Here is a 23,822-nt window from a genome sequence, read left to right as displayed (position 1 = left end):
GCGCGCTCCGCACCTGTCAAACGCCGCCCACTCAGAACGTCTGGTCGTAATCGCCCACATTCGGCTCCTGCCGGATCACGGCGTCCAGATCCTCGAAGATCGCACGCAATTCCTCCTTGGAGGTGGGGCTTTCGCAGACCACCACCAGGTTCGGCGTGTTCGAGGAGGCACGAACGAGGCCCCAGCCGCCATTCTCCAACATCACGCGCGCGCCGTTTACGGTCACCACGTCGACGATCCGCTGACCGCCCAGCGTTCCCTCGCCCTTCATTGGCACGAGACGGTCGACGATGCGCTGCAGCGTCTCGTACTTCTCCTCGTCCGGACAATGCGGGGACAGGGTCGGCGTATTCCAGACCTTCGGCAACGCACGGCGCAGATCGCTCATCGACTGGTCCGGATTGCGGTCGAGCAGTTTGCAGATCTCCACCGCGACCCGCATGCCGCAATCGAAACCGCGCCCGATCGGCTCGGCCAGGAAGTAGTGGCCTGACTTTTCGAAACCGGCCAGCGCGCCGATCTCGTGGACGCGCCGCTTCATGTGGCTGTGACCCGTCTTCCAGTAATCCGCCTTGGCCCCGTTCGCCTGCAGCACCGGGTCGGATGCGAAAAGGCCGGTCGATTTCACGTCGGCCACGAAGGTCGCGCCCTTGTGGATCGCCGACAGGTCGCGGGCCATGATGACACCCATGATGTCGGCAAAGATCTCCTCACCCTCATCGTCCACCACGCCGCAGCGGTCTCCGTCTCCGTCGAAGCCGAGCGCGAGGTCCGCGCCCGAAGCCCGGACGGAATCGGCCATGTCGTGGAGCATCTCCATCGCTTCCGGGTTCGGGTTGTAATGCGGGAACGTGTAATCGAGCTCGTTATGGCTCGGGACGACCTCGACGCCGATCCTGCGCAGGACTTCGGGCGCGAAGGCCGATGCGGTGCCGTTGCCCGTGGCACAGACGACCTTCAGCTTGCGCGACATCTTGAAGTCGCCCGTCAGGTCGTCGAGATAAGCCTCCATTACGCCGTCCACGCGCTCCCAACGTCCGCCCTCGCGGGCCTCGCCCTCACCGCCGAGGACGATATCCCGTAGCTCGCCCATCTCCTCGGGCCCGTGGGTCAACGGACGCTCGAACCCCATCTTCACGCCGGTCCAGCCGTTCGGATTATGGCTGGCCGTGACCATGGCGACGGCGGGCGCATCGAGATGGAACTGCGAGAAATAAGCCATCGGCGACAGGGCCGGGCCGATATCCTGAACGTGGATGCCCGCCTGCACCAGCCCGAGGATCAGGGCGTTCTTGATGGAGAGCGAATAGTCCCGGTAATCGTTGGCGACGGCGATCCGCGGCTCAATCCGGCGACGATGCATCTGCGTGCCGAGCCCGAGGCCGAGCGCCGTGACGCCCGGGAGGTTGATCCCCTCGGGGTATTGCCACCGCGCGTCGTATTCACGGAACCCCGTTGGCGCGATCATCGGGTCGCGCAGGAAGGCCCAGGTGTTCGGTGAGACGTCGGCAAGCGGCTTCATTGGGATCCTCGAGGTGGCGTGGCGGTTGGCCGCACTAGGTAGCCGGACCGCGCGGCGAAGCAACCCACCATCGACAGGTCGCGGTCGGAGAAACTCCGCCGACGCTCTTCGTGAGAACTCTCAGCCCGACACCTGTTCGCGCAGGATGGCAGTCGTCAGCGACACCATCAGGTAGAGACCGGAGAAGACGAGAAAGGCGAGAGCGGTATTCTCGAACGCGCGGGGATAGGTCGGCTCATCCGGCGGGATCGGCGGGACGGGCGTCGAGAGATAGCGGACCTGACGGTTCGCCTCGATCCGCGCAAGCTCCAGCTGCTGCGCGGCCTGCTGCAACAGAAGCTGACGCGTCACGAGGTCGGCATTCGCCACCTGCAACTCCGCATTCACGCGCGCAAGGCTCGTATCGCCCGGCGCGCCTTCGGTCAGGCTGGAACGCAGGTCGCCCAGCAGACCTTCCAGCTGCGCGATCCGCTGCTCGGACACCTCGACCCGCGCCTCGTTCGGCTGGCGGTTGGCGAGCAGTCGATCGAGCGCCAGACGCTCGGCCCGAAGCTCCGTCTCGATCGCACCGATCTGCTGGTAGATCAGCGATACTTCCGTCTCGCCGGAGACGACACCCAGTTGCTCCTGCAGGTCGACCACCCGGCCCTGCGACGCCTGCATCCGCGCCTCCGCCGCGGCGAAGCTGGCCTCCGCTCCCGACATCTGATCGATGCGCAGCCGGGCGGTAAGCTGATCCACCTGCTCCTCGGCGTAACCGACCAGCGCTCTGCTGAACGACGCCGAAAGTTGCGGATCCGCGGCGACCACCTCCATCTTCACGACGCCTTCGGTAGGATCATAGCCGATGCGGACCATGCTCTGGTAAAGCTCGTAGGCGGCATCGCGCGACGCGTCAGGCGGCAATTGCTGTAGGGGGTCGATCCCGGACGCGGAAAAATGCTCGACAAAGCCGAGCTCGGCATCCAGCCGGTTCAGCGCATCGCGGGATAGAAGATAGGATTGCACCGAGATGCTGTCCTGCTGCGTCGCCATCCCTGTCCCGGAGAACAAACCGCCCAAGCCCGCCCCCGCGCCGGAGGCCGCGTCGGCCTGCTGGATGACGAACTCCGATTCCGTCGCGTACATCGGCGTGGCGACCGCGAAATAGTAGATCCCCGCAACCACCGTCGGAAGGCCGACGAAGAACGCCAGACGCACGCCCAGAAGCGTCAGCCGGCGACGCCGGCGCCGCGCGATATCGCGCTGGATGCGAAGGATTTCACCCGCCCGCGCTTCGGGATTGAGGGGGGCCGGTATCGGGGCCGCCGCCCCCTCCCTGCGCATGGCCGGCACCTGCGCATGCTTCTCCGGCACCACGATGCCGCCCTTCGTGCCGACGAGCTGCAACATGTTCGCCCTGTCAAACGGATCGATGCCGCGCTGCCGCAGCGCCTTCACCGCATCGGCATCGGAATTGGCCTGGATCCCGTGCTTCTGTGCGATGCGGCGCGCCATGCGGAGCTGCCGACCGGTCGGCGTCTCGGGCGCGGCGTCGAATGCCACGTCCAACGCCCCATCATCGACCGGCGGCACCGCCTCGGGGATCACCGCGTCGGGAAGGTTGAAGCTGCCGTCGCGGCGGGTGCGGAACTTGACGGCTCTAGGCATCGTATTCGTACAACCTTCGAGCCTCTTCGAGTGTATCGAACTCGTATAGCCGCCCGTCGCGCAAAACGGCAGCAGTCGCGGCGAACCGCTCCAGAACCCGCGGCTGATGACTCACGATTACCACAGTCGCCTCGGCCAACCGCTCCCGCAGGATAGCGCCGGCCTTGCGGTTGAACTCCGCATCCGTGGTCGCAGGCATGCCTTCGTCGATGAGGTAGATGTCGAATTCCAGCGCAAGCATGAGCGCGAACGAGAATCGCGTCTTCATTCCTTGGCTGTAGGTGCCGACGGGCATTTCGAAATATTCCTCGCCCCCGAAAAGGTAGCGGCAGAACGCCTCCACGTAATCGGGGTCGAGGCCGTAGAGCGTGGCAATATAGCGGCTGTTCTCGGTCGCGCTGTTGCGCTGCACCACGCCGCTCATGAAGCCCAGCGGGAAGGAGATGCGGCTGCTGCGCCGGATCTGGCCCTCATCGGCTTTCTCGAGGCCAGCCATCATGTTGATGATCGTGGTCTTGCCCGTGCCATTCGGCGCGAGGATGCCGAGCGACCTCCCCGGCTCCACTCGGAACGACGCGCGCTCAAGGATGACCTTGCGCTGCTTGCCCGTCCAGAAGGACTTCGAAACCCGGTCGAATTCAATCATCGATGACGCTCGCATCCCTCGGGAAGCCGACGTTATGCGTTACGCCCCGCTCTGCGAAAGGACTCCCTGACCGAACCGGGAAAGGGACGCCAAACTTCATCATGTGGGACAGCAAGATGCAGGAGACCACCGGCACGCCTTCTCAGCCCTTCCGCTTGCGGACGCCTGCCAGCCGACCGGCCGTCAAGCTGATGACGGCCGCCACCACGCTGAACAGCACGCCCAGCCTTGCCGCATCCTGCACCGGCCCCGGATCGAATGCGGCGGCGGCCAGAAACAGCGGGACGGTGAAGCCGAGCGCCGCCACGCAGCCAATCACGAACAAATCCGCCGTCCGCATCCCGTCCGGCAGACCGAAGCGCAGCGCATACGCGCCGACATAGCCGAAGATCAGGACGCCCAGCGGCTTGCCGATGATCAGGGCCGCCAGAACCAGCCATGTGAGCGTCGAGATTGCCGAAAATTCGACCCCCATATTCACGAGGCCGAAGAGAAACAGGATGATCTCGACCGGGCGTTTCAGAAGATGCTCGGCGTGGTTGAGAAGGTCGGTGAGATATTGCTCCGCCTCCGCGAAGATGCCGAAGGCACGGTCGGCATGCGGCATCGTCGGCACGATCGGCAGCAGGGCGAGCACGGGATGAAGCCCCGCCTGCGCGAAGCCGATCCACGATACGGCCCCCGCCACGAGATATGGCCAGAACGACAGCTTCTGCCGCACCCAAGTTGAGCGGGGGCGAAGCTGATCGCCGGCATCCAGCCTCCGCGGCAGCCAGTTGAAGAACACGAAGGCCCCGAGCGCCGCGGCAAGCGGCAAGAGCAACCAAGCGGGTGCCACGCCCCCCGACGGATACAGGATTGCGAGGATGACAAGACCAAGCGCATCGTCCGCGATCGCCAGAAGCAGCAGAAACCGAACTGCCGGATGGCCCGCCCCGAATATGATCCGCCCCACGAGATAACTCAGCGCGATGTCCGTCGCCGTCGGGATCGCCCAACCCTGCGCCAAGGCATCATAGGTGGTCGAACCGAGAAGCGCCGCGATCCCGAGATACACGACGACGGGCCCGACCATGCCCCCGATCGTGGCGAGAAGCGGCGTCATCGCCTTTTTGCCGCGCAGCGATCCCTTCTCCAGGATCACCGCCTCCCAGACTTCTTTGCCAGCGATGGCAAAGAAGAACGCCATGAGGATGTTGTTGACCAGATAATAGACCGTCAGGACCTTGGCGGTCTCGGCGTGGCCGAACCTCTCGGCATCCGCCCCAAGCGCGAGGTTCCAGCGGGAGAGATCCTCGCCGATCAGGTCGTTGAACCAGAGCGGCCACTCGATCATCAGGTGATAGGAGCGCACATCCACGTTGGCCCAGACCAACGCGATGATCGCGCCCAGGATCAGCAGAAGCGAATAATGGCCAAGGAAGTTCCAGACACGGTACAAGCGCGCAACCCTTCGTTCGTCGCGCGACTGCTAACGTGTCGGCGCGGGCGGGGACAAGCGCCCTGCCCGCGCCGTATCGTGCGTTTCACATTCAGACGTAGAAGTTCGGTGCGGTTCCGTAAGCCGTGTGGGTCCGGTCGTGAAAGTCCCGGTCCTGCTCCCAGCCGCTTTCGGCCCGCGGCGCTTCGTTGAGCTGGGCCTCGGTGATCGAGGTCCGGAACCCGCCGAGCGACGTGTCGTAGGTCAGCGTATCCCACGGTACCGGCCGCTCATCACCCCCGATGCCGAGAACGCCGCCGAAGCTCATCACGGCATAGGCCACCTTGCCGGACACCTTGTCGATCATCACCCGGTCGATCGTTCCGACCCGCGTGTCATCCGCACCGAAGACCGCCTCGCCCGTCACATCGGCTGCGGCAACAAGTTCGTTGGATCCGTGTGTCATGTCGTTCCTCCTCGTGAATGTGCGGCAGGATGCCAACGCGCGTGGAGGGCGGGTGCGTTCCGTGACCGGCGCGCGATTTTCGACGGGGCGGCGCCGCTCCGCCGTGAGCCCCGCCGAACGACAAAGGGTCCCCGAAGGGACCCTTTGCGCTGGCATAGCCAGAAGACGTTCCTGTGGAACGGCGTATTACATCATGCCGCCCATGCCGCCCATGTCGGGCATGCCGCCGCCGCCACCGGCGTTTTCCTTTTGCGGCTTGTCGGCGACCATAGCTTCGGTCGTGATGAGCAGACCCGCAATGGACGCGGCGTCCTGCAGCGCATGACGCACCACCTTGGCCGGATCGATCACGCCGAACTTGAACATGTCGCCATATTCTTCGGTCTGCGCGTTGAAGCCGAACTTGGGATCGTCGGACTCGCGGATTTTGCCCGCGACGACCGAACCGTCCACGCCCGAGTTCTCGGCGATCTGACGGAGCGGCGCCTCAAGCGCCTTGCGCACGATCGAGATGCCAATGTCCTGGTCGCTGTTGGCGCCCTTGAGTCCGTCGAGCGACTTGCCCGCCTGAACCAGAGCAACGCCACCGCCGACGACGATGCCTTCCTGAACGGCCGCACGGGTCGCGTTGAGCGCGTCGTCGACGCGGTCCTTGCGCTCCTTGACCTCGGTCTCGGTCATGCCACCGACGCGGATGACGGCAACGCCACCGGCCAGCTTGGCAACACGCTCCTGCAGCTTCTCGCGGTCGTAGTCCGAGGTGGTTTCCTCGATCTGCTGACGGATCTGCGAGACACGCGCTTCGATCTCGGCCTTTTCGCCGGCACCGTCCACGATCGTGGTCTCGTCCTTCGTGATCGCGACGCGCTTGGCGGTGCCGAGCATGTCCATCGTCACGTTCTCGAGCTTCATGCCCAGATCGTCGGAGATCACCTGGCCACCGGTCAGGATCGCGATGTCCTGCAGCATGGCCTTGCGGCGGTCACCGAAGCCCGGCGCCTTGACGGCGGCGATCTTCAGGCCACCACGCAGCTTGTTGACCACCAGCGTGGCCAGAGCCTCGCCCTCGACGTCCTCGGCGATGATCAGCAGCGGCTTTTGCGACTGGATCACCGACTCGAGCAGCGGAACCATGGGCTGCAGCGACGAGAGCTTCTTCTCGTGCAGCAGGATCATGCAATCCTCAAGCTCGGTGGTCATCTTCTCGGGGTTCGTCACGAAGTACGGGCTAAGGTAGCCGCGGTCGAACTGCATGCCCTCGACGACGTCGGTCTCGGTCTCGAGGCCCTTGTTCTCCTCGACGGTGATGACACCCTCGTTGCCGACCTTCTGCATCGCGTCGGCGATCTGACGACCGATTTCGGCTTCGCCGTTGGCGGAGATGGTGCCGACCTGCGCGACTTCGGCCGAATCGGACACGTCACGCGCGGCGGCCTTAATGGCCTCGACGACCTTTGCGGTGGCAAGATCGATGCCGCGCTTGAGGTCCATCGGGTTCATGCCGGCGGCAACCGACTTCATGCCTTCGCGAACGATGGCTTGGGCGAGAACGGTCGCGGTCGTGGTGCCGTCGCCGGCTTCGTCGTTGGTGCGCTGGGCAACTTCCTTGACCATCTGGGCGCCCATGTTCTCGAACTTGTCCTCAAGTTCGATTTCCTTGGCGACCGAAACACCGTCCTTGGTGATGCGGGGGGCACCGAACGACTTGTCGAGGACGACGTTACGACCCTTGGGGCCCAGCGTCACCTTGACGGCGTCGGCGAGAATGTTGACGCCCTTCAGCATGCGATTGCGTGCGTCGGTGTTGAATTTCACGTCCTTGGAGGCCATGATTTTCTCCTGTAAATAATGGGTTGCAGAGCGATCTTCAGGCGATCCGTCGCTTACGCGATGACGCCGAGGATGTCGCTCTCCTTCATGATCAGCAGCTCTTCACCGTCGATCTCGACCTCGGTGCCCGACCACTTGCCGAAGAGGACCCGGTCGCCCGCGGTTACGCTCGGTGCGATCAGTTCGCCCGAATCCTTGCGCGCACCTTCGCCGACCGAAACGATCTCGCCCTCTGCGGGCTTTTCCTTGGCGGTGTCGGGGATGATGAGACCGCCCTTGGTCTTCTCGTCGGATTCGACGCGGCGGACCAGCACGCGGTCGTGGAGCGGTTTGAAAGCCATTTGAGCCTCTTCCCTTGAATATGTTCCGTCGTTGTCACTCACAAACAGAGAGTGCCAACGACGGGCAGATAGGAGAGCCGCGGCGGCCTGTCAATACGTCCCCGTGAAGTGTCGACAAGGACGTTCCGGAGCCGCGTCCGGCAGAGCAAATCCGCCGCCATGTCCGAGGACGAGACCGACCAAGGCGGGCGCGGAATTTCGCCCGCTTTCGCCCGTGTCTCGACACACCCGGAGCCGCCCCCGCTTCGCCTGCCGTCTGCCTTGCCGCAGGCCGGATCGCAACCAAACGCCGTGGCCGGGGACCCCGCCCCTTTCGTGGATCGGCCGAAGCCCTCCATTGATGAAGGCGAGCGCCGTCCCTAGCTGACGCGGCATGCCTCTTCCCGATGAGATACGCGGCTGCCGGATCTGCGCCGACCGCTTTGCCGCCACCGCCACAAGCCACGCACCCGCCCCGGTCGTATGGTTCTCGCGAAACGCGCCGATCATGGTGGCGAGCCAGGCGCCCGGGATGCGCGCGCATCTGTCGGGCAGGCCGTTCGACGATCCGTCGGGCGCGCGCCTGCGGCAATGGATGGCTATCGACGACAATACGTTCTGGGACACGTCCCGCGTCGCCATCGTGCCCATGGGCTTCTGCTTTCCGGGTTACGATGCTGCGGGCGGCGACATTCCTCCGCCGAAAATCTGCGCAGCGACCTGGCGCGCTGCGGCGCTCGCGCATGTCGGGCGGCCGCGCGTCACCCTCCTCGTCGGCGCGTATGCGCAGCAATGGCACCTGGGCAAGGGCCGCGTCACGGATCGGGTGCGCGAATGGCGCGACCTCGCCCCGTCGGTCTTCTGCTTGCCTCACCCGTCCTGGCGCAATACCGCATGGCTCAAGAAACATCCGTGGTTCGAGGCAGAGACGCTGCCCGCCCTGCGGACCGCCATCCGGGAGGCTCTTGCCGCATGACCCAGACCCCGCTCGATCGTGCCCATATCGCCGCCGAGGATGCGGGCACCGACGCGGCGCGCCTCGCCTTCATGGGCGCCCTGGCGGAGGCGGAGCTTCACCTGCTGCTGAACGGAGAACCCGACGACGGCGAACGTATCGAGCCCCGTCTCGTGGAAGTGGACGAGGCGCGATACGCCCTCGCCTTTGACCTGCCCGAGCGGCTGACTGCCTTCGCCGGCGGCGCGGCCACGGCGACACTGTCGGGTCGTCGCCTCGCCGCGCTGCTCGCGGCCGAGTCCCTCGGCCTCGCTCTCAATCTCGACGAAGCGCCCTCGGCGCAGCTCCTGCCTCCAGAGGCGATCGAATGGCTGGCCCGGACGCTCGCCCATGCGCCCGCCGAGGAGGCCGCGCAGGTCGAGGAGATCGGCCCGCCGGGACACCTGCCCGAAAACCTTCTTGCCGCGCTCGATGCCAAGCTCTCGCTCACCGCCGGCCTCGCCCGGATGGCCTATCTTGCGCAGGCAACCTATTCCGGCGGAGCGCGTTCGCACATGCTGGCCTTTGTCGATGCCGTACCGGGGGCAGAGCCGGATCTTGCACGCGCCGTCTCCGAAGCTCTGGTCTTCTCGGGCCTAGATGCGGGCCAGATCGACGTGACGTTCTTGCGCGCAAGCCAGCCGCTCGCCGCAAGGCTGGCGCGTCACGGCCTGCGGATCGATCTGCCGGAACCGGAGCCGACCATGCTGATCCGCGACCCCGACGCACCGCCACGCTTGCGCTGACGCATTCCGGCCAGCGCCACGGCTCAGCCGCGCCGCCCCTCCATCGGAGCGAGCACGACATCTTCGGCCTCCAACGCAGCACGTACCGCGCGCGCGATCGCCAGTGCCTCCGGCCTGTCCCCGTGCAGGCAGATGGAGTCGCAGGCCGCCGGAATCATCTTGCCGCTGTTGGAGTGGATCGCACCGTCGCGCACGAACCGCACCATCCGGGCGGCCGCCTCTTCGGGATCGCGCACCATCGCGCCGGGCCGCCCTCGCAAGACGAGTGTCGCGTCGTCCTCGTAGCCCCGGTCGGCAAAGATCTCGCCCGCCCAGACGGCGCCGAGTTCGCGCGCCACCTTTTCCTGCGCCGTTCCCGCCAGCACCAGAAGGATCACATCGGGATCCACGCGCAGAGCAGCCGCATAGGCCGCGCGCGCGAGATCGGCATCCTCCGACGCCATGTTGGCCAGCGCACCGTGCAGCTTGAAATGCCGCACCCGCGTCCCCTGCGCCGCCGCCATTCCGCGCGCGGCGCCGAATTGCCAGATCACGAGGTTTGCCACGCTTTCGGGCGCCATCGTCATCCGCCGGCGGCCGAAGCCCTGCAAATCCGGGAATCCCGGATGCGCCCCGATCCCCACCTTATTCGCATGCGCCTCCGCCATGGTGCGCGCCATCACGTCCCAATCGCCCGCATGCGCGCCGCAGGCGATGTTCGCCGAAGTCACCACCTTCAGAAGCGCGGCATCGTCGCCCATCGGCCAGTCGCCGAAGCCCTCGCCCATATCCGCGTTCAAATCGACCTTCATTCCGTTTCCCCCTTAGCGGAGATCACTCCGCCGATCAGATTGGCCCTCAGCAATTCCGCCGTGCCCGCATGGCGCACCAGAGGCGCCACTTCCGGCAATCGCGGTCGTGCCGCCCGTGCCTCGTCCAGCGTGACGAAGCGAAACCGCAGCGCGGCGCCCGGCGGCGCCTGCATCGCACGCGGCAGGTCGGCTTCGATCACCGTGCCGATCCGCGGGTAGCCGCCTGTCGTCTGGCATTCCGGGCCGAGGATGTAGGGTACGCCGTCGCCCGTCATCTGCACGTCCCCGGGCAGGATGAAATCGGACAGCAGGTCGAGTTGCCCTTCGGTCGCGAACCCGTCCCCGTCGAGCGTCAGGCGAACGCCTTGGCGGTTGCCCCGGGTGTCGCGCCGGAAGGTCGTCGCCTCGAAGCGCGCAATCTCCGCCTCGGGAAAAAGCGCCGTCTGCGGTGTCGGTAACACGCGCAGAACGCCGCCATCGAACCGGTCCGCGACCGCGATCACGCGGGCATCACCATCCGACGGCGCATGCGCCAGCCGGTCGCCACTTGCCAATGGTTGGCCGATCCCGGCGATGAGATGCGCCGCCCGGCTGCCCATCACGACCTCCGTGTCGAACCCGCCGCGCATGTGGAGGTATGAGTAGACCCCCTGCCCGGTCGGGCGCAGTGTGACGTCGGCTTCCGCCGGGATCGGATGCGCCGCATGCCAGTCGAGCGCCCGCCCCCCGGCCTCGGCCCGCATCGGCGCCCCCGTCAGCGCGACCATCGCAGGCGCACTCAGCCGCAGCGTCAAGGGTGCACCGGGAATCTCGATCCCCGCGCCGCAATCGCCCAGAAGCGCCGCCGCCTCGTCAAGCGCCCGGCGATCCGCCGCTCCCCCGCGCGCGAGACCTCGCGCCAGATGACCCGGCCGTCCCGCATCCTGAATGGTGACAAGAGGCCCGCAGGCGACAACTGTCGTCATTCCAGCCGCTCCCATGTTGCGCCGCCATGGCCTTGATCATCCGCCTCCGCCCCCTCGCGCAAAGCCGCGGGAGATACGGCGGGAAACGTCACCTCGTCACCCGGCGAAAGCGCGATCGGCCGGTCACGACCCGGGCGGAAGCAGCCGAACGCCGTGAGCCCCACCTGCCGCCACCCCGTCGGCGCCGAGGTTCCGAACAGCACAAGCTGACGAACGGCGACGACCAGCGCACCTTCCGGCACCTTCGGCGTCAGCCCCGTTTGACGCGGAAGGTTCCAGACGTCGGGAAGGATCCCCAGATACGGCATCCCCGGCGCGAAGCCGAGCGCCAGAATCCGAACCCGCACCGACGAAAGCGCCGCAACCGCATCGGCCACGTCCATGCCCGCCATGCGCGCGGCCTCCTCAAGCTGCGGACCGTCCTCGCCGCCATAGCTGCACGGGATGCGCCACCACCTGCGGGGCGGCGGCGGCACGGCCGACCAGTCCCGCGCGCCGAGCCTGTCGCGGAGCGCCTCGCCCACCTCCGCCCCGGGCGCGAACCGCACGAGAACGGAACCCAGAGACGAAGCCGTCTCCTCGACCCCCGCAACAGGCTCCGCCTCCAGCGCCGCGCGAAAGGCGACGCAGGCGCGGTTGGCAGCGTCGTCCAAACGCGGTGCGAACCGCACCAGCAGCGCCGCCTCGCCCAGCGGCTCGATTTGGGGAAATGTATCGTCCATGGCGCCAGAGGTCGCCCGCGCAGCCCCGCCCGTCAAGCAGGGCGCTTGCGTCGGCGCGCGGCGCGTGGAACCTGCGCCCATGCGCCTCGCCTGCACGATGACCGAAGGACGCGGAGAACTCGATCCGCTGCTGCATGCCGTCGCACGCGCCGCGATGGCCGACGGCCTGCGTCTTGCCGGCATCGTGCAGATCAACTCCGAGCGTCCCGGCGACACCCGCTGCGACATGGATGCGCTCGTGCTGCCGGACGGGCCGGTCATTCGCATCAGCCAATCGCTCGGCCCCGGCGCACGCGGCTGTCAACTCGATGCGGCCGGCCTCGAAACCGCCGTGGCCGCGGCCGAGACGGCGCTTGCCGGCGGGGCCGACCTTCTGATCGTGAACAAGTTCGGCAAGCAGGAGGCCGCCGGGCGCGGCTTTCGCAATGTCATTGCGCGGGCGCTTGAACTGGATGCGGATGTTCTGGTGGGTGTGAACCGGACGAATCTGCCCGCGCTGGAGGCCTATGCCGGGACTGACGTGACGCGCCTGCCGCCCGCAGTCGCGCCGCTTCTTGCCTGGGTGCGGGAACGCCCCTGATGCGGGAATGCATCGGCCCAGCACCAGCAGCAGACACGCCCCCGCGGCTCATAATCGTGGCCCTGCCTCTTGCACAGTGGCACACCGCAACCCTAGGTGGCGTCGATGCAGGTGCCACGCAACCACTTCGAGCCGGAGAGCTCCTCGGATGAGGCCATCGTGGCGCATGCGGCCACAGTCAAATCCATTCCGGCATGGCAGATCTGGATTTGGCCCGCCCTGCTGATCGTTCTGGCCTTCGGGATGTGGCTGCTGCCGTGGAACGATTGGGTGCCGATCCTGCGCGACTTCGTGGCTGATAGCGGGATCTGGGGCGTATCGCTCTACCTCGTGATCTACGTGTTCGTGGTGATTCTGCCCCTGCCTGCCGCCGCCATGTCGGTCGTGGGCGGCCTCGCCTATGGCTGGTGGGGCTTTCCCTTGGCCATGGCAGGCAGTCTTCTCGGTGCGGTGCCGCCGTACCTGATCGGGCGAACCTGGCTGCGCAACTGGATGCTGCGCCGAATTGCCGGCCCGCGGATCCATGCGGCCGATCGCGCGATCGCGGGCAATGGCTTCGTCTTCGTCTCTCTCCTGCGTCTGACGCCGATCCTGCCATTCACGGCGCAGAACTGGCTTCTGGGCCTGACGGATGTGGGGTTTCGTACCTACTGCGCCGCCACCCTGATCGGCCTCGCGCCCGGCACGCTTGCGATGGTCTGGGTCGGTGCGCTTGGCGGTCTGGCCACTTTGGGCGCGTCGAACGTGCAGGTGGCGCTGGCTGTCGGCGGGCTCTTGTTGTTCGGTGGCTTCGTCTTCTGGCTCAGCCGGGTCGCCGCGGCCGAGTTGCGCCGCGAAGGGTTCCACGGGCCGGCCGGCTGACCTGCGGCAGCAGAAAAGCGCGGATCCTCTGCATTGTCGGGCGCCGGAAAGCAGCACCCGGTATCAGCGTGGGACGATCACCCCACGCGCCCTTCGACTGCGACGTTTTGACCGCACCGACAGTTGTGAGACTTGCCGCGACGGCCGTCCGTTCTCCTATCCTCAGGGCAAATTCTCGCGACTGAAGTCAAAGGACGAACACATGGACCTCAAGATCAAGGGCCGCACCGCGGTCATCTCCGGCGCGGCCGGTGACATGGCGCTGGAGACGGCGAAGATACTCGAAGGCGAGGGATGCAATCTGGTCCTGACCGACATCGACGAGGACGAACTGCGCGACGTGGCGGAGAAGCTGCCAGACGGCGTCGTCACGGTCGTCGCCGATCTCACCGCGCAGGACGGGGCCGAGAAGGTCGCGCAGGCCGTGAGCGACAATGGCTGGCAGGCCGATATCCTCGTCCACGCCGCCGGTGTGACCGGGGCCAAGGGCGACCCTCTGGCGGACATCTCGGAGGACGATTGGCACCACGCGTGGAACACGGATTTCATGACGGCCGTGCGCATGTCGAAAGCGTTCATCCCCGGCATGAACGAACGGGGATGGGGCCGCGTGGTCTTCGTCACGTCTGAGAACGTGGCGCAGCCTTATCCCGACGAGGTCGTCTACAACGCCTCGAAGGCCGCGGTCCTGAGCTTCGCGAAGGGGATGAGCCAAGTCTACGCGCAGAAGGGAACGCTCATCAATTGCGTGGCCCCTGCCTTCATCGAGACCGACATGACCGATGGCATGATGGAGAAGCGCGCAGAACAGCGTGGCACATCCATCGAGGAAGCGGTCGAGAGCTTTCTGGACGAGGAACGCCCGCACCTCGCGCTCAAGCGGCGCGGACAGCCGGAGGAGGCCGCCTTCGTCATCGCCTGCCTGTGTTCCGACAGGGCAAGCTTTGTGAACGGTGCGAATTGGCGCGTGGATGGCGGGGCGGTGCAGGCGATCAACATCTGATGCCGTTTTCCGGTGAGATCGAACGGGCAACCATCGTCGACCGCATCGCTGCGCATCCCCTCGGCAAGACGCCGGACGAGATGCGCGGCGGGTTTCGGCGGCTTGTGAACGCCGATGCCGCGCCCGAGCCGCCGGACGGGATCAAGGTCGAGACGGATGCGCGGGGCCTGACCGTGCGGCCCCGCCGGCCGGGCCCGACGCTCATATGGTTTCACGGCGGCGGCTATGTCTTCGGTGCGCCGGAGACGCATCTGCGCCCGGCCTTTCATCTTGCCGCGCATCATGGGCTGACCGTGCACCTGCCACGCTACCGGCTTGCGCCCGAACATCCGTGGCCCGCGCAGCTTGAGGATGCGCGGACCGCAACGGCCACCATCGATCGCCCGATCTTCGCGGGCGACAGCGCGGGCGGGCATCTGGCGCTGGTTGCGACGCTCGACCACGTGCGGAATGGCGGCGAGGTCGCGGGACTCATGCTGTTTTCGCCCAATACAGATCGCAGTGGGCTGAACCTGGCGCGGGCGCGGATGAGCGAAACCGATCCGGTGGTCGACGACGAAGGCGACCAAGCGCTGGCGCGGATGTGTTTTGGCGACATGACCCGCGACGATCCGCAGGTCTCGCCCGCCCTCGACGACCTCTCCGGCTTGCCCCGCACCCATATCGAAGCGGGCGAGCCGGAAGTCCTTCTCGGCGACGCGCTCGCGCTGCGCGACAAGGGCGCGGCGGTGGATGCGCCGATTACGCTTCGGGTCACGCCGGGCATGCTGCACATGGGGCAGCTCTGGTCGCCTTGGTGGGCGGAGGCGCGTGCCTCTCTGGACCGGGCAGTGACGGCGACCCTCGGCTAGGAGGACATCCACCGCGCCCGCGCGATGGAATTGGCCCGACCGTTCGGCTACTCCTCCTCCGGAGGGGACGGGACGAACAATTCGTTCTGCGCCCCGCTCTCGCGCGGCGCGGTTGCCTCCGGAGGTGGCGTGCTGTCCAGAAGCCCCGCGGCGCGCAATTCTCTCAGGCCCGGCAGATCCCGCGGCGAAGACAGGCCGAAATGATCCAGAAACCCCCGCGTGACCACGAACGTGACGGGGCGGCCCGGCGTGTCGCGGCGACGGCCTAGCTTGATCCAGTCCAGCTCCATGAGCTGTTCCACCGTTCCCTTCGACACGGACACGCCGCGGATCTCCTCGATCTCGGCCCGCGTCACCGGCTGGTGGTAGGCGACGATGGCCAGGGTTTCGGTCGCGGCGCGCGAAAGCTTGCGCGTCTCCACCGTTTCGCGCGTCATCAGGAACGACAGGTCCGGCGCCGTGCGGATCGCCCAGGCATCTCCCACCCGCACCACCCGCACGCCGCGCCCCTCGTAGCGCTTCGCCAGCAATTCCAGGGCCGCCGGCGCATCGCAGCCATGCGGAAGGCGGGCATGAAGATCGGCCACCGTGAGAGGCTTGGCCGATGCGAAAAGAACGGCCTCGACCATCCGCTCCTGCTCCGAAAGCGGCGGGGCCTCGAAGAGGCTGTCGCGCGCATCGTCCATCACGCGGATCCTGCCGACCGACCGCGGATGCGAATGGGCCCGAAGGTCTTGTCCTGCTGCAGGTCGAGACGCCCGTTCTTCGCAAGTTCCAACGTGGCGGCGAAGGTAGACGCCGTGGCGGACCGGCGGCGCGCCGGATCAACATCCCAGCCCTCCGGCAGGAAGGCCATCAAATCCGTCCAATCGCCCACATGACCCATCAGCGGACGCAGACGCTCCAGCGCTTCCTCCATCGTCCAGACCCCTTCACGGTCCATCACGAAGGGGCGGAAATCGTCGCGCGTGCGCAGCCGCGAATAGCTCTTCATAAGATCCAGGATCGTCGCCTTCCACTCGACCTTGCGCGCCCGCGACACGTTCTGCGGCTCTCCGCGCGCGAACACGTCGCGGCCAAGATGGTCGAGGGCCATCAGCTGTGCGGCGGCGTTACGCATCGCCTCCAGCCGCTCAAGCTGGAACGCCAGATGCACGGCCAGATCCTCGGCCGACGGCCCTTCCTCCTCCGGATCGGGCGGCAACAGGAGGCGCGATTTCAGAAATGCGAGCCACGCGGCCATGACGAGGTAATCCGCCGCCAGTTCCAGCCGCAATTCCCGCGCCCGCTCAACGAAGGCGAGGTATTGCCGCGCCAGTTTCAGCACCGAGATCGCCCGCAGGTCGACCTTCTGCGTCCGCGACAGCGTCAGCAGCACATCGAGCGGCCCCTCGAACCCTTCGACGTCGACGATGAGCGCCTCGGCGGCCAGCCGCTCCGCGACCGCCTGCGGGTCGGAATCGCGTGCCGGCCCCTCCATGAAATCCTCGGCCATCTGGCCCCCTCACGCGGTGAGGGCGGCAAGTTCCGCGTGGGCGGCTTCGATGTCAAGTTCGACCGGATCGGTCCGCGCGGCCAAGGCACGCGCGGCCCGCGCCGCAGCCACACCGTTCAACGCCGGACAAGTCGCGGCCACGACCTCCATATCCTCGCGCTCTCCGTTGCAATGCAAAACCACGTCGCAGCCCGCCGCGAGCGAACCGGCGCACCGCGTGGCCAGATCGCCCGGCAGCGCACCCATTGAGATATCGTCGGTCATCAAGAGTCCGTCGAACCCGATCCTGCCCCGGATCTCTTCAATGACAGTGGACGAGATCGTTCCCGGCGCATCGTCCAAAGCGGAATAGACGACGTGAGCGCTCATCCCCAAAGGCAAATCGTTCAGGCGGCGGAACACCTCGAAATCGGTGGCACGCAGATCGTCGCGGTCGGCATCGACAACCGGCAGGCCCAGATGGCTGTCCACCGTGCCGCGCCCGTGGCCGGGGATGTGCTTGAGAACCGGGAGAACGCCACCCGCGGCACCCCCTTCGGCATTGGCCCGCGCCCGCGCGACAACCGTCTCCACGTCACCCCCGTAGAGGCGGTTGAGCAGGAACGGATGTGTCTTTTCGCCCGCGATATCTGCCGTCGGTGTACAATTGACGTCGATGCCGACATCCCGAAGCTCCCGCCCGATCAGGGCCGCACGCAGGAACATCGCGCGCTCGGGATCGCTGGCCCGGCTCATCTGCGTGAGGGGGGCGGGCCAGCCGGTCCAGTGCGGCGGGCCGAGCCGCTGCACGCGTCCGCCCTCCTGGTCGATCAGGATCGGCGCATCGCGCCCGACGCTCTCGCGCAAGGCGGAGGTCAGCGCGCGAAGCCGGTCGGGCGTTTCGACGTTACGCGCGAAGAGGATAAATCCCCAAGGGTCGGCGTCGCGGAAGAACGCCGCCTCCTGCGGCGTCAGATCGGGGCCTTCGCACCCGAGGATGAAGGCCCCGGCCATCGCGCCCGGTCAGCGGATGGTGACGGGGATGCAGGCGGCGTTACGCGCCAGCAGGGCCGAGCAGAAGCGCCGGGCGTCAGAGCCGTCGCCGAAGCCCACGACGCGCAGCCGCCAGAAATCGCGGCCACCGGACCGGGCCTTCTCGATCATCAGGCTCTTGCCCGCCATGTACTCGCGGAACTTGGCCTCCAGCCGGGTCCACTCGCCACGCGCGATCGCCTCGCTGTCGAAGGCGCCAAGCTGGACCACACGGGTCCCGGGCGCGACGGAGGCGGGATCGACTTCCCGACGGGGCGCGGCAATGGCGGACGGGTCGGCGGAGGCGACCTGAATGCCGGCCACTTCCGGCTGCGCCTCGGTCGGCAGGCGCGCAGGGGCGGCATTCGCAATCGTGCGGCGCAGGTCGGCGGGCCGCTGCCGCGGACGGCTGGAACGAGCGAGGCCGGGCAGGCTCTCGGACACGGCCTGCGTGATGGCCGCGGCAACCAGATCCTGCTCCTCCGCCTCCTCGACCGGCGCCGTGGCGATGACCGGGGCAGCGTCGGGCGCGGCCTGTTGCGGCGCGGCGATCTCGATGGCCGGGACCTCGTCCATCTGCGCGAGAGGCGACGCGTCTGGCAGAGGAGCCGCAATCGCATCCGGTTCGGCCGATGCCATGACCGGCGTGGCGGGCGCGGCGACGTCATCCTGTTCGGCTGCCTTCGCCGCCTCCGCGAGCTTGGCCACAGCCGCCGTGCGCGCCGCTTGGGCGGGTGCGTCGAGCGTCAGTGGCGGCGGGGCCAGAACGATCTGGTCGGGTGCGGGCGCGGCGGCGCCGCCCGAGGTGATGTCGGAGAGGGCCATTCCCTGAAACCTTGCGACGGTGCCGCCCGGATTTTCCGGCGCCACACGCATCGGCCCCGCCAGCGCCTGAATCACCGGCACCGATGAGACGTCGCGAAACGTCAGGTCAACTGCCCAGAATGCCAAGCCCGCCGTCAGGCCCAACGATGTCAGCGCGCCGGCCCAGTTCACCACCCCGAAATTGCGCACGGCTTCGGCCAGCCGCGAGGGTTCCTCGATGCCGTAATTGGTGCCGTAATAATCGAGATCCGCCATATGCCTGCCCTCCGCCCCCGAGACGGCGAAGCCCCGGAGGTTGTCGTGTCACTGCCAATGGATGCGGAGTTGATCCCCGCGATCCGCCTCTGCTCGAACCGTGCGGCACCGCGCCCGTTGAGGGTCTTCAGCGCATCTCGTTCGCAGGTTCGACGCCGAGTATGCCCAAACCCGCCGCGATTACAATGGAGACCGCCCGCGCCAGCGCGATCTTGGCGCGGCTCGTGTCGGGGTCGTCTTGCAGGAATCGCAGGGTCGTATCCTCATGACCCCGGTTCCACAGCGCATGAAGGCCCGAGGCGAGTTCATAGAGGTAGAAAGCGACGCGATGCGGCTCGTGGGTGCGGGCGGCGATCTCGACCAACCGTGGCCATTCGGCAACCTTTGCGGCCAGTGCCTGCTCCGCCTCGTGGTCGAGCTTGCCAAGATCGGCGGTCCGCAGCGATTCGTCCGAGGCGTCGATTCCCGCCTCGGCTGCCTTGCGCAGCACCGACATGACACGCGCATGTGCGTACTGGACGTAAAAGACCGGGTTGTCCTTCGACTGCTCCAGCACCTTGGACACGTCGAAATCCAGCGGCGCGTCGTTCTTGCGCGTCAGCATGACGAACCGGGTCACGTCCGGACCGACCATGTCGATCACGTCCGACAGCGTGACGAAGGTTCCCGCGCGCTTCGACATCTTCAGTTCCTGCCCGTCGCGCAGCAGCCGGACGATCTGGATGAGCTTGATGTCGAGCGGCACCGTCCCGTCGGTCAGCGCCGCGACCGCCGCCTTCATCCGCTTGACGTAGCCGCCGTGATCGGCCCCGAACACATTGATGAGGGCGTCGAAGCCGCGCCCGACCTTGTCGTGGTGATAGGCGATGTCGGGGGCAAAATACGTCCACGACCCGTCGGATTTCTGGATCGGCCGGTCAACATCGTCACCATAGGCGGTGGAGCGGAACAGCGTCTGCTCCCGCGCCTCCCAATCCTCCGGAAGCTTGCCCTTCGGAGGCTCCAGCGTGCCGCGATAGATGAGGTCTTTGCCGCGCAATTCCTCAATCGCCGCTTCGATCCGGCCCGTGCCGTAAAGCGCCTTCTCGCTGCTGAACACGTCCATCTTCACACCCAGCCGGGCGAGGTCCGTGCGAACGAGATCCATCATCGCCTCGGTGGCGAAGGCGCGGATCGCGGGCAGCCATTCTTCTTCCGGCCGATCAACCCAGGCATCGCCGTATTCGGCCTTCAGAGCCTCGCCCACCGGGACGAGGTAGTCGCCCGGATAGACACCTTCGGGAAAGGCCACCTCCTGCCCGTGCGCCTCGAGGTAGCGCAGGTAGACCGACCGCGCGAGCGTATCAATCTGTCCGCCGCCGTCGTTGATGTAGTATTCGCGCGTCACGTCGTGGCCGCTATATTCCAGAAGCGCGGCCAGCGCGTCGCCGAACACCGCGCCCCGCGTGTGACCCACATGGAGCGGACCCGTCGGATTGGCGGAGACGTATTCGACGTTGACCCGCTGCCCCTGCCCCATCCCGGAGCGGCCGAAACCAGTCCCCGCCACCAGAACCTTGCCGACGACGTCCTGCCAGACCCGCGGCGCAAGGCGGATATTGATGAAACCCGGCCCCGCGACTTCGGCCTCCGCAATGCGCGGATCGGCGGAGAGGTGTGCGGCCAGCGCCTCGGCAATGTCGCGGGGCTTGAGGCCCGCGGGCTTTGCCAGCACCATCGCCGCGTTGGTCGCCATGTCCCCATGCGCCGGGTCGCGCGGCGGCTCGACGGTGACATTACCGGTCTCCAGCCCCTCCGGGATCGTGCCATCGCGGGCGAGGTCGGCAAGTGCGTCGAGGGTGAGCGCGCGGATATCGGCAAAGAGGTTCATGGGTCGCGTCCGTCGGAAAGGTCCCATCCCTCTAGCGCCCGCGGATGCCTTGTTCAACGGACCCCCGGCGCAACGACACACAAGCCTGACACGCCCGGTCCGACAATCAGCGGATCAGCCGGTCGTGGCATTGCAGCGCGAACCGGTCGGTCATCCCCGCGATGTAGTCCGACACAATGCGCGCCAGCGCGGTCTCGCCCTCGGCCTCCTCCACGTCCAGACGCCATTGCTTGGGCAATTCCTCAGGGTGGGCCATGAAAAACGGGAAGAGGTCCTCGATCACCTGCGTGACCTGCCGCCGCATTTCGACCACCGAAGGCGCGCGGTACATCCGCTCGAAGAGGAACGTGCGGATCACCTTGAGGTCGGACCACAGGCCGGGCGAAAAGCGGACCATCATGCGCCCCGCCTCGCGCACATCCTCCGGGCGGGAGGGGGCGAGGTCGCGCAGATTGACTTCGGTCACCGCAATCACGTCCTCCACCAAAACGCCGAAAAAGCGGCGCAGCGCCTCGTGGCGACGCCGGTAGTAGTTCAGGCCGGGATATCTCGCGTCCACCTCGGCAAAGCAGTCGCGCAGAACCGGAAGCTCGGCCAACTCGTCGGTCGAGAACAGTTCCGCCCGCAGGCCGTCATGCAGGTCGTGGTTGTTGTAGGCGATGTCGTCGGACAACGCCGCCACCTGCGCCTCGGCGCTGGCATGCGTGTGGAGTTCGAGATCGTGCACCGCGTCATAGACCGACAGCGCCCAAGGGATCGGAGGCGTGACCGGACCGTTATGTTTCGCCAGCCCCTCAAGCGTTTCCCACGTGAGGTTGAGGCCGTCCCATTCGGCATAGTGCCGCTCCAGCGACGTGACGATGCGCAGCGCCTGGGCGTTGTGGTCGAACCCGCCATGCGGCGCCATCAGGCGGTCCAGCGCCTCCTCCCCCGTGTGACCGAAGGGCGTGTGCCCGAGGTCATGCGCCAGCGCCACGGCCTCCGTCAGTTCCGGATTGAGGTCCAGATGCTTTGCGATGGTGCGCGCGACCTGCGCCACCTCGATGGAATGGGTAAGACGGGTGCGGAAATAGTCGCCTTCATGCTCGATGAAGACCTGCGTCTTGTGCTTGAGGCGGCGAAAGGCGGAGGCGTGGATGATCCGGTCGCGGTCGCGCTGAAACGGCGAGCGGAACGCGCTCTCCTCCTCGTCATGCAGCCGTCCGCGGCTCTCGGCGGGATCGCAGGCATATGGAACGGTCACGGGGCATCCCTTGGCAGGCGCGTCGGGCCTCCATATATCGATGGTGTTACAAATGCACAGCCCCGAGGCGAGCCATGGAACTGTCCCTGCCCCCCAAGGTCACACCCCGCGCCTTCGAGCGTCTGGGCGAGATCGGCGCCGCCGCACAGGGCAAGGCGCTGCGTATCGCCGTCGAAGGAGGCGGATGCTCCGGCTTCCAGTACCAGATCGATCTGGACGCACCGGCCGATGGCGACCTGATCCTGGAAGGCTCCGGCGAGAAGGTCGTGGTGGACGAAACGTCCCTGCCCTTCCTCGGCGGCGCGACGATCGACTACACCGAGGAGCTGGTCGGTTCGCGCTTCACGATCGAAAATCCGAATGCGGCCTCGAGCTGCGGCTGCGGCGTCAGCTTCGCGATGTGAGCGGCGCGGCGGCGGACGTGATCCGCAGGAACCGCGTCGTCAGCGCCACCGTCGCCGCCATCAGGCCCACCACGAGGCCCAGCCACACGCCCTGCGGCCCCAGACCGAACGGGAACCCGAAGGCCCAGCTTGCCGGGATGCCCAGGCCCCAATACGCGATCAGCGCGTAGACCATCGGCCGCCGTGTATCCTGCACCCCGCGCAGAAGGCCCAGCGCCATGACCTGCCCCGCATCCACGAGCTGAAACAACGCCGCCACCATCAGAAGCGAGACGCCCAGCGACAGGATCGCCGGCGCCTGCGGGTCGGAATTGTCCAGAAACAGCCCGATGATGAACCGCCCCGCCCCGAAATAGAGCGCCATGGCCAGCACCACGGCCACCCCGGACAGGATCATCGCCGCCAGCGCCGCCCGACGCAGCGCGTCGCCGTCGCGTTGTCCCCAGGCACGGCCGACGCGCACGGTGGCGGCTTGGCTGAGGCCCATATGGACCATGAAGGTCAGGGCCGAGATGCCGATCGCAATCCCGTGGGCGGCAAGCGCGACGGTCCCGATCCATCCCATCATCAACGCCGAGGCCGCGAACAGCCCGGATTCTGACACATGCGTCAGACCCACCGGCCAGCCGAGCCGGAAGATATCGCGCAGGATCGGCCAATCGGGGCGGTGCAGGTTCTTCGCCAGCTCGAACCGCGCCATGCCGGGACCGCGTAGCGCGTAGGCCCCCAGCACCAGCACCGACAGCGTCTGCACGCCAACCGACGCGATGGCCGCCCCCCGCAGGCCAAGTTCCGGCGCGCCCAGATTGCCGAAGATCAGCAACCAGTTCACCCCGATGTTCAGCGCCACCGCCGCCAGCGTCGCCCACAGCACGATGCGCGTATGCTCAAGCGCCGAAAGATGGCTGCGCAACGTCGCCGTCAGCAGCGCCGGCACCATCCCCCACCCCGCGATCCGCAGATAGGTCTGGCTGTCGCCGGCGACCTGCGCGTTCTGGCCCAGCGCGGACAGGATCGGCCCGGATGCCAGGAACAGCGGCAGCAGGGCCATCGCCGTCGCCACGGACAACCAAGCCGACATGCGGGCCACGCGGCGAACCTGCGTCTCGTCCTCGCGGCCGAGCGCCTCGGCCGCCATGCCCATCGCCCCCACCGCGAATCCCGACCCCAGGACGAGGAGCGAGAAGAAGAACGTGTGCGATATCGTCGCCGCCGCCAGCGCCTCGACTGAGTAGCGCCCCAGCATCAGCGTGTCGGTGAGCCCGATCAGAACCTGCGCAACCTGACTGCCCACAAGGGGCAGACCGAGGACGAGCGTCCGGCTCAGATCGTTGGACAGCGTGGGCTTCATC

Annotated in this window: 24 protein-coding genes; 7 read left to right on the top strand and 17 right to left on the bottom strand. The window is 66.9% G+C overall.

The window, feature by feature from the left end:
- Positions 1-31: 31 nt before the first annotated feature.
- The 7 genes from JSE7799_RS12020 to JSE7799_RS11990 all read right to left on the bottom strand — a co-directional run bounded on the left by JSE7799_RS12020 (position 32) and on the right by JSE7799_RS11990 (position 7,875).
- Positions 32-1,522, bottom strand: a complete 1,491-nt coding sequence (locus JSE7799_RS12020; RefSeq protein ID WP_055663823.1) for a phosphomannomutase/phosphoglucomutase — start codon at positions 1,520-1,522, stop codon at positions 32-34.
- Between the two features lie 120 nt (positions 1,523-1,642).
- Complete coding sequence (locus JSE7799_RS12015) at positions 1,643-3,172, bottom strand: KpsE/RkpR family capsule polysaccharide export protein (protein ID WP_055663822.1); 1,530 nt, start codon at positions 3,170-3,172, stop codon at positions 1,643-1,645.
- The gene (locus JSE7799_RS12010) at positions 3,165-3,818 is read right to left on the bottom strand and encodes an ABC transporter ATP-binding protein (RefSeq protein WP_055663821.1); all 654 of its coding nucleotides are present in this window, start codon (positions 3,816-3,818) and stop codon (positions 3,165-3,167) included. Before JSE7799_RS12010 ends, JSE7799_RS12015 begins: the two co-directional genes overlap by 8 nt.
- Positions 3,819-3,960: 142 nt before the next feature.
- Positions 3,961-5,259, bottom strand: coding sequence for a Na+/H+ antiporter NhaA (locus tag JSE7799_RS12005; RefSeq protein WP_055663820.1), 1,299 nt, complete (start codon positions 5,257-5,259; stop codon positions 3,961-3,963).
- A gap of 91 nt (positions 5,260-5,350) precedes the next feature.
- Positions 5,351-5,704: a PRC-barrel domain-containing protein gene (locus JSE7799_RS12000; protein ID WP_083480525.1), complete on the bottom strand. Its 354-nt coding sequence runs from the start codon at positions 5,702-5,704 to the stop codon at positions 5,351-5,353.
- A 186-nt stretch (positions 5,705-5,890) separates the two neighbouring features.
- Positions 5,891-7,534 (bottom strand): chaperonin GroEL, encoded by a 1,644-nt coding sequence (groL, locus tag JSE7799_RS11995; RefSeq protein ID WP_055663819.1) that lies wholly within the window; start codon positions 7,532-7,534, stop codon positions 5,891-5,893.
- Positions 7,535-7,587: 53 nt separating this feature from the next.
- On the bottom strand, positions 7,588-7,875 hold the full coding sequence (locus JSE7799_RS11990) for a co-chaperone GroES (RefSeq protein ID WP_055663818.1): 288 nt from the start codon (positions 7,873-7,875) through the stop codon (positions 7,588-7,590).
- 373 nt (positions 7,876-8,248) lie between these two features.
- On the opposite strand from JSE7799_RS11990, the gene JSE7799_RS11985 reads away from it, so the two are divergent.
- Entirely contained in the window at positions 8,249-8,830 is a 582-nt protein-coding gene (locus JSE7799_RS11985) for a uracil-DNA glycosylase family protein (RefSeq protein ID WP_055663817.1), read from the top strand.
- Positions 8,827-9,594 carry an SseB family protein gene (locus JSE7799_RS11980; protein WP_055663816.1) on the top strand — a complete coding sequence of 256 codons (768 nt, stop codon included), beginning with the start codon at positions 8,827-8,829 and terminating at the stop codon, positions 9,592-9,594. The genes JSE7799_RS11985 and JSE7799_RS11980 overlap by 4 nt, the downstream gene beginning before the upstream one ends.
- Before the next feature lie 23 nt (positions 9,595-9,617).
- On the opposite strand, the gene JSE7799_RS11975 is transcribed toward JSE7799_RS11980, so the two are convergent.
- From JSE7799_RS11975 to JSE7799_RS11965, 3 genes are read right to left on the bottom strand one after another with little or no spacing between them, the layout of a single operon-like run.
- A complete protein-coding gene (locus JSE7799_RS11975) occupies positions 9,618-10,385 on the bottom strand; it encodes a LamB/YcsF family protein (protein WP_055663815.1) in 768 nt (255 codons plus the stop codon).
- Positions 10,382-11,350, bottom strand: coding sequence for a 5-oxoprolinase subunit C family protein (locus tag JSE7799_RS11970; RefSeq protein WP_083480523.1), 969 nt, complete (start codon positions 11,348-11,350; stop codon positions 10,382-10,384). Before JSE7799_RS11970 ends, JSE7799_RS11975 begins: the two co-directional genes overlap by 4 nt.
- On the bottom strand, positions 11,347-12,072 hold the full coding sequence (locus JSE7799_RS11965; RefSeq protein ID WP_055663813.1) for a 5-oxoprolinase subunit B family protein: 726 nt from the start codon (positions 12,070-12,072) through the stop codon (positions 11,347-11,349). Before JSE7799_RS11965 ends, JSE7799_RS11970 begins: the two co-directional genes overlap by 4 nt.
- Between JSE7799_RS11965 and JSE7799_RS11960 the strand changes: the two genes are divergently transcribed.
- The 4 genes from JSE7799_RS11960 to JSE7799_RS11945 all read left to right on the top strand — a co-directional run bounded on the left by JSE7799_RS11960 (position 12,071) and on the right by JSE7799_RS11945 (position 15,367).
- Positions 12,071-12,652: a DUF2478 domain-containing protein gene (locus JSE7799_RS11960; RefSeq protein WP_245624872.1), complete on the top strand. Its 582-nt coding sequence runs from the start codon at positions 12,071-12,073 to the stop codon at positions 12,650-12,652. The genes JSE7799_RS11965 and JSE7799_RS11960 overlap by 2 nt on opposite strands.
- A 105-nt stretch (positions 12,653-12,757) precedes the next feature.
- Entirely contained in the window at positions 12,758-13,513 is a 756-nt protein-coding gene (locus JSE7799_RS11955) for a TVP38/TMEM64 family protein (protein WP_055663812.1), read from the top strand.
- A 202-nt stretch (positions 13,514-13,715) separates the two neighbouring features.
- Positions 13,716-14,516, top strand: coding sequence for an SDR family NAD(P)-dependent oxidoreductase (locus tag JSE7799_RS11950; RefSeq protein WP_055663811.1), 801 nt, complete (start codon positions 13,716-13,718; stop codon positions 14,514-14,516).
- Positions 14,516-15,367, top strand: a complete 852-nt coding sequence (locus JSE7799_RS11945) for an alpha/beta hydrolase (RefSeq protein ID WP_055663810.1) — start codon at positions 14,516-14,518, stop codon at positions 15,365-15,367. Before JSE7799_RS11950 ends, JSE7799_RS11945 begins: the two co-directional genes overlap by 1 nt.
- A gap of 47 nt (positions 15,368-15,414) precedes the next feature.
- Here JSE7799_RS11945 and scpB read toward each other — a convergent pair whose 3' ends face one another.
- The 6 genes from scpB to JSE7799_RS11915 all read right to left on the bottom strand — a co-directional run bounded on the left by scpB (position 15,415) and on the right by JSE7799_RS11915 (position 22,066).
- Positions 15,415-16,053: an SMC-Scp complex subunit ScpB gene (gene scpB, locus JSE7799_RS11940; RefSeq protein WP_055663809.1), complete on the bottom strand. Its 639-nt coding sequence runs from the start codon at positions 16,051-16,053 to the stop codon at positions 15,415-15,417.
- Positions 16,053-16,862, bottom strand: a complete 810-nt coding sequence (locus tag JSE7799_RS11935; RefSeq protein ID WP_144431679.1) for a segregation and condensation protein A — start codon at positions 16,860-16,862, stop codon at positions 16,053-16,055. The genes scpB and JSE7799_RS11935 overlap by 1 nt, the downstream gene beginning before the upstream one ends.
- A 9-nt stretch (positions 16,863-16,871) precedes the next feature.
- Positions 16,872-17,855, bottom strand: coding sequence for a glycoside hydrolase family 3 N-terminal domain-containing protein (locus JSE7799_RS11930; RefSeq protein WP_055663808.1), 984 nt, complete (start codon positions 17,853-17,855; stop codon positions 16,872-16,874).
- Between the two features lie 9 nt (positions 17,856-17,864).
- A complete protein-coding gene (locus JSE7799_RS11925; protein WP_055663807.1) occupies positions 17,865-18,953 on the bottom strand; it encodes an SPOR domain-containing protein in 1,089 nt (362 codons plus the stop codon).
- A gap of 127 nt (positions 18,954-19,080) precedes the next feature.
- Positions 19,081-20,823 (bottom strand): arginine--tRNA ligase, encoded by a 1,743-nt coding sequence (gene argS, locus JSE7799_RS11920; protein ID WP_055663806.1) that lies wholly within the window; start codon positions 20,821-20,823, stop codon positions 19,081-19,083.
- 106 nt (positions 20,824-20,929) lie between these two features.
- A complete protein-coding gene (locus JSE7799_RS11915; protein ID WP_055663805.1) occupies positions 20,930-22,066 on the bottom strand; it encodes a deoxyguanosinetriphosphate triphosphohydrolase in 1,137 nt (378 codons plus the stop codon).
- Between the two features lie 80 nt (positions 22,067-22,146).
- Between JSE7799_RS11915 and JSE7799_RS11910 the strand changes: the two genes are divergently transcribed.
- The gene (locus JSE7799_RS11910) at positions 22,147-22,470 is read left to right on the top strand and encodes a HesB/IscA family protein (protein WP_055663844.1); all 324 of its coding nucleotides are present in this window, start codon (positions 22,147-22,149) and stop codon (positions 22,468-22,470) included.
- On the opposite strand, the gene JSE7799_RS11905 is transcribed toward JSE7799_RS11910, so the two are convergent.
- A complete protein-coding gene (locus JSE7799_RS11905; RefSeq protein WP_055663804.1) occupies positions 22,454-23,821 on the bottom strand; it encodes an MATE family efflux transporter in 1,368 nt (455 codons plus the stop codon). The two genes, JSE7799_RS11910 and JSE7799_RS11905, sit on opposite strands and share 17 nt — an antisense overlap.
- Between the last annotated feature and the right edge of the window lies 1 nt (position 23,822).

The organism is Jannaschia seosinensis (genome assembly GCF_001408515.1).
GTDB classification, from domain to species: domain Bacteria; phylum Pseudomonadota; class Alphaproteobacteria; order Rhodobacterales; family Rhodobacteraceae; genus Jannaschia; species Jannaschia seosinensis.
This window is presented reverse-complemented; position numbering and strand designations above follow the sequence as displayed.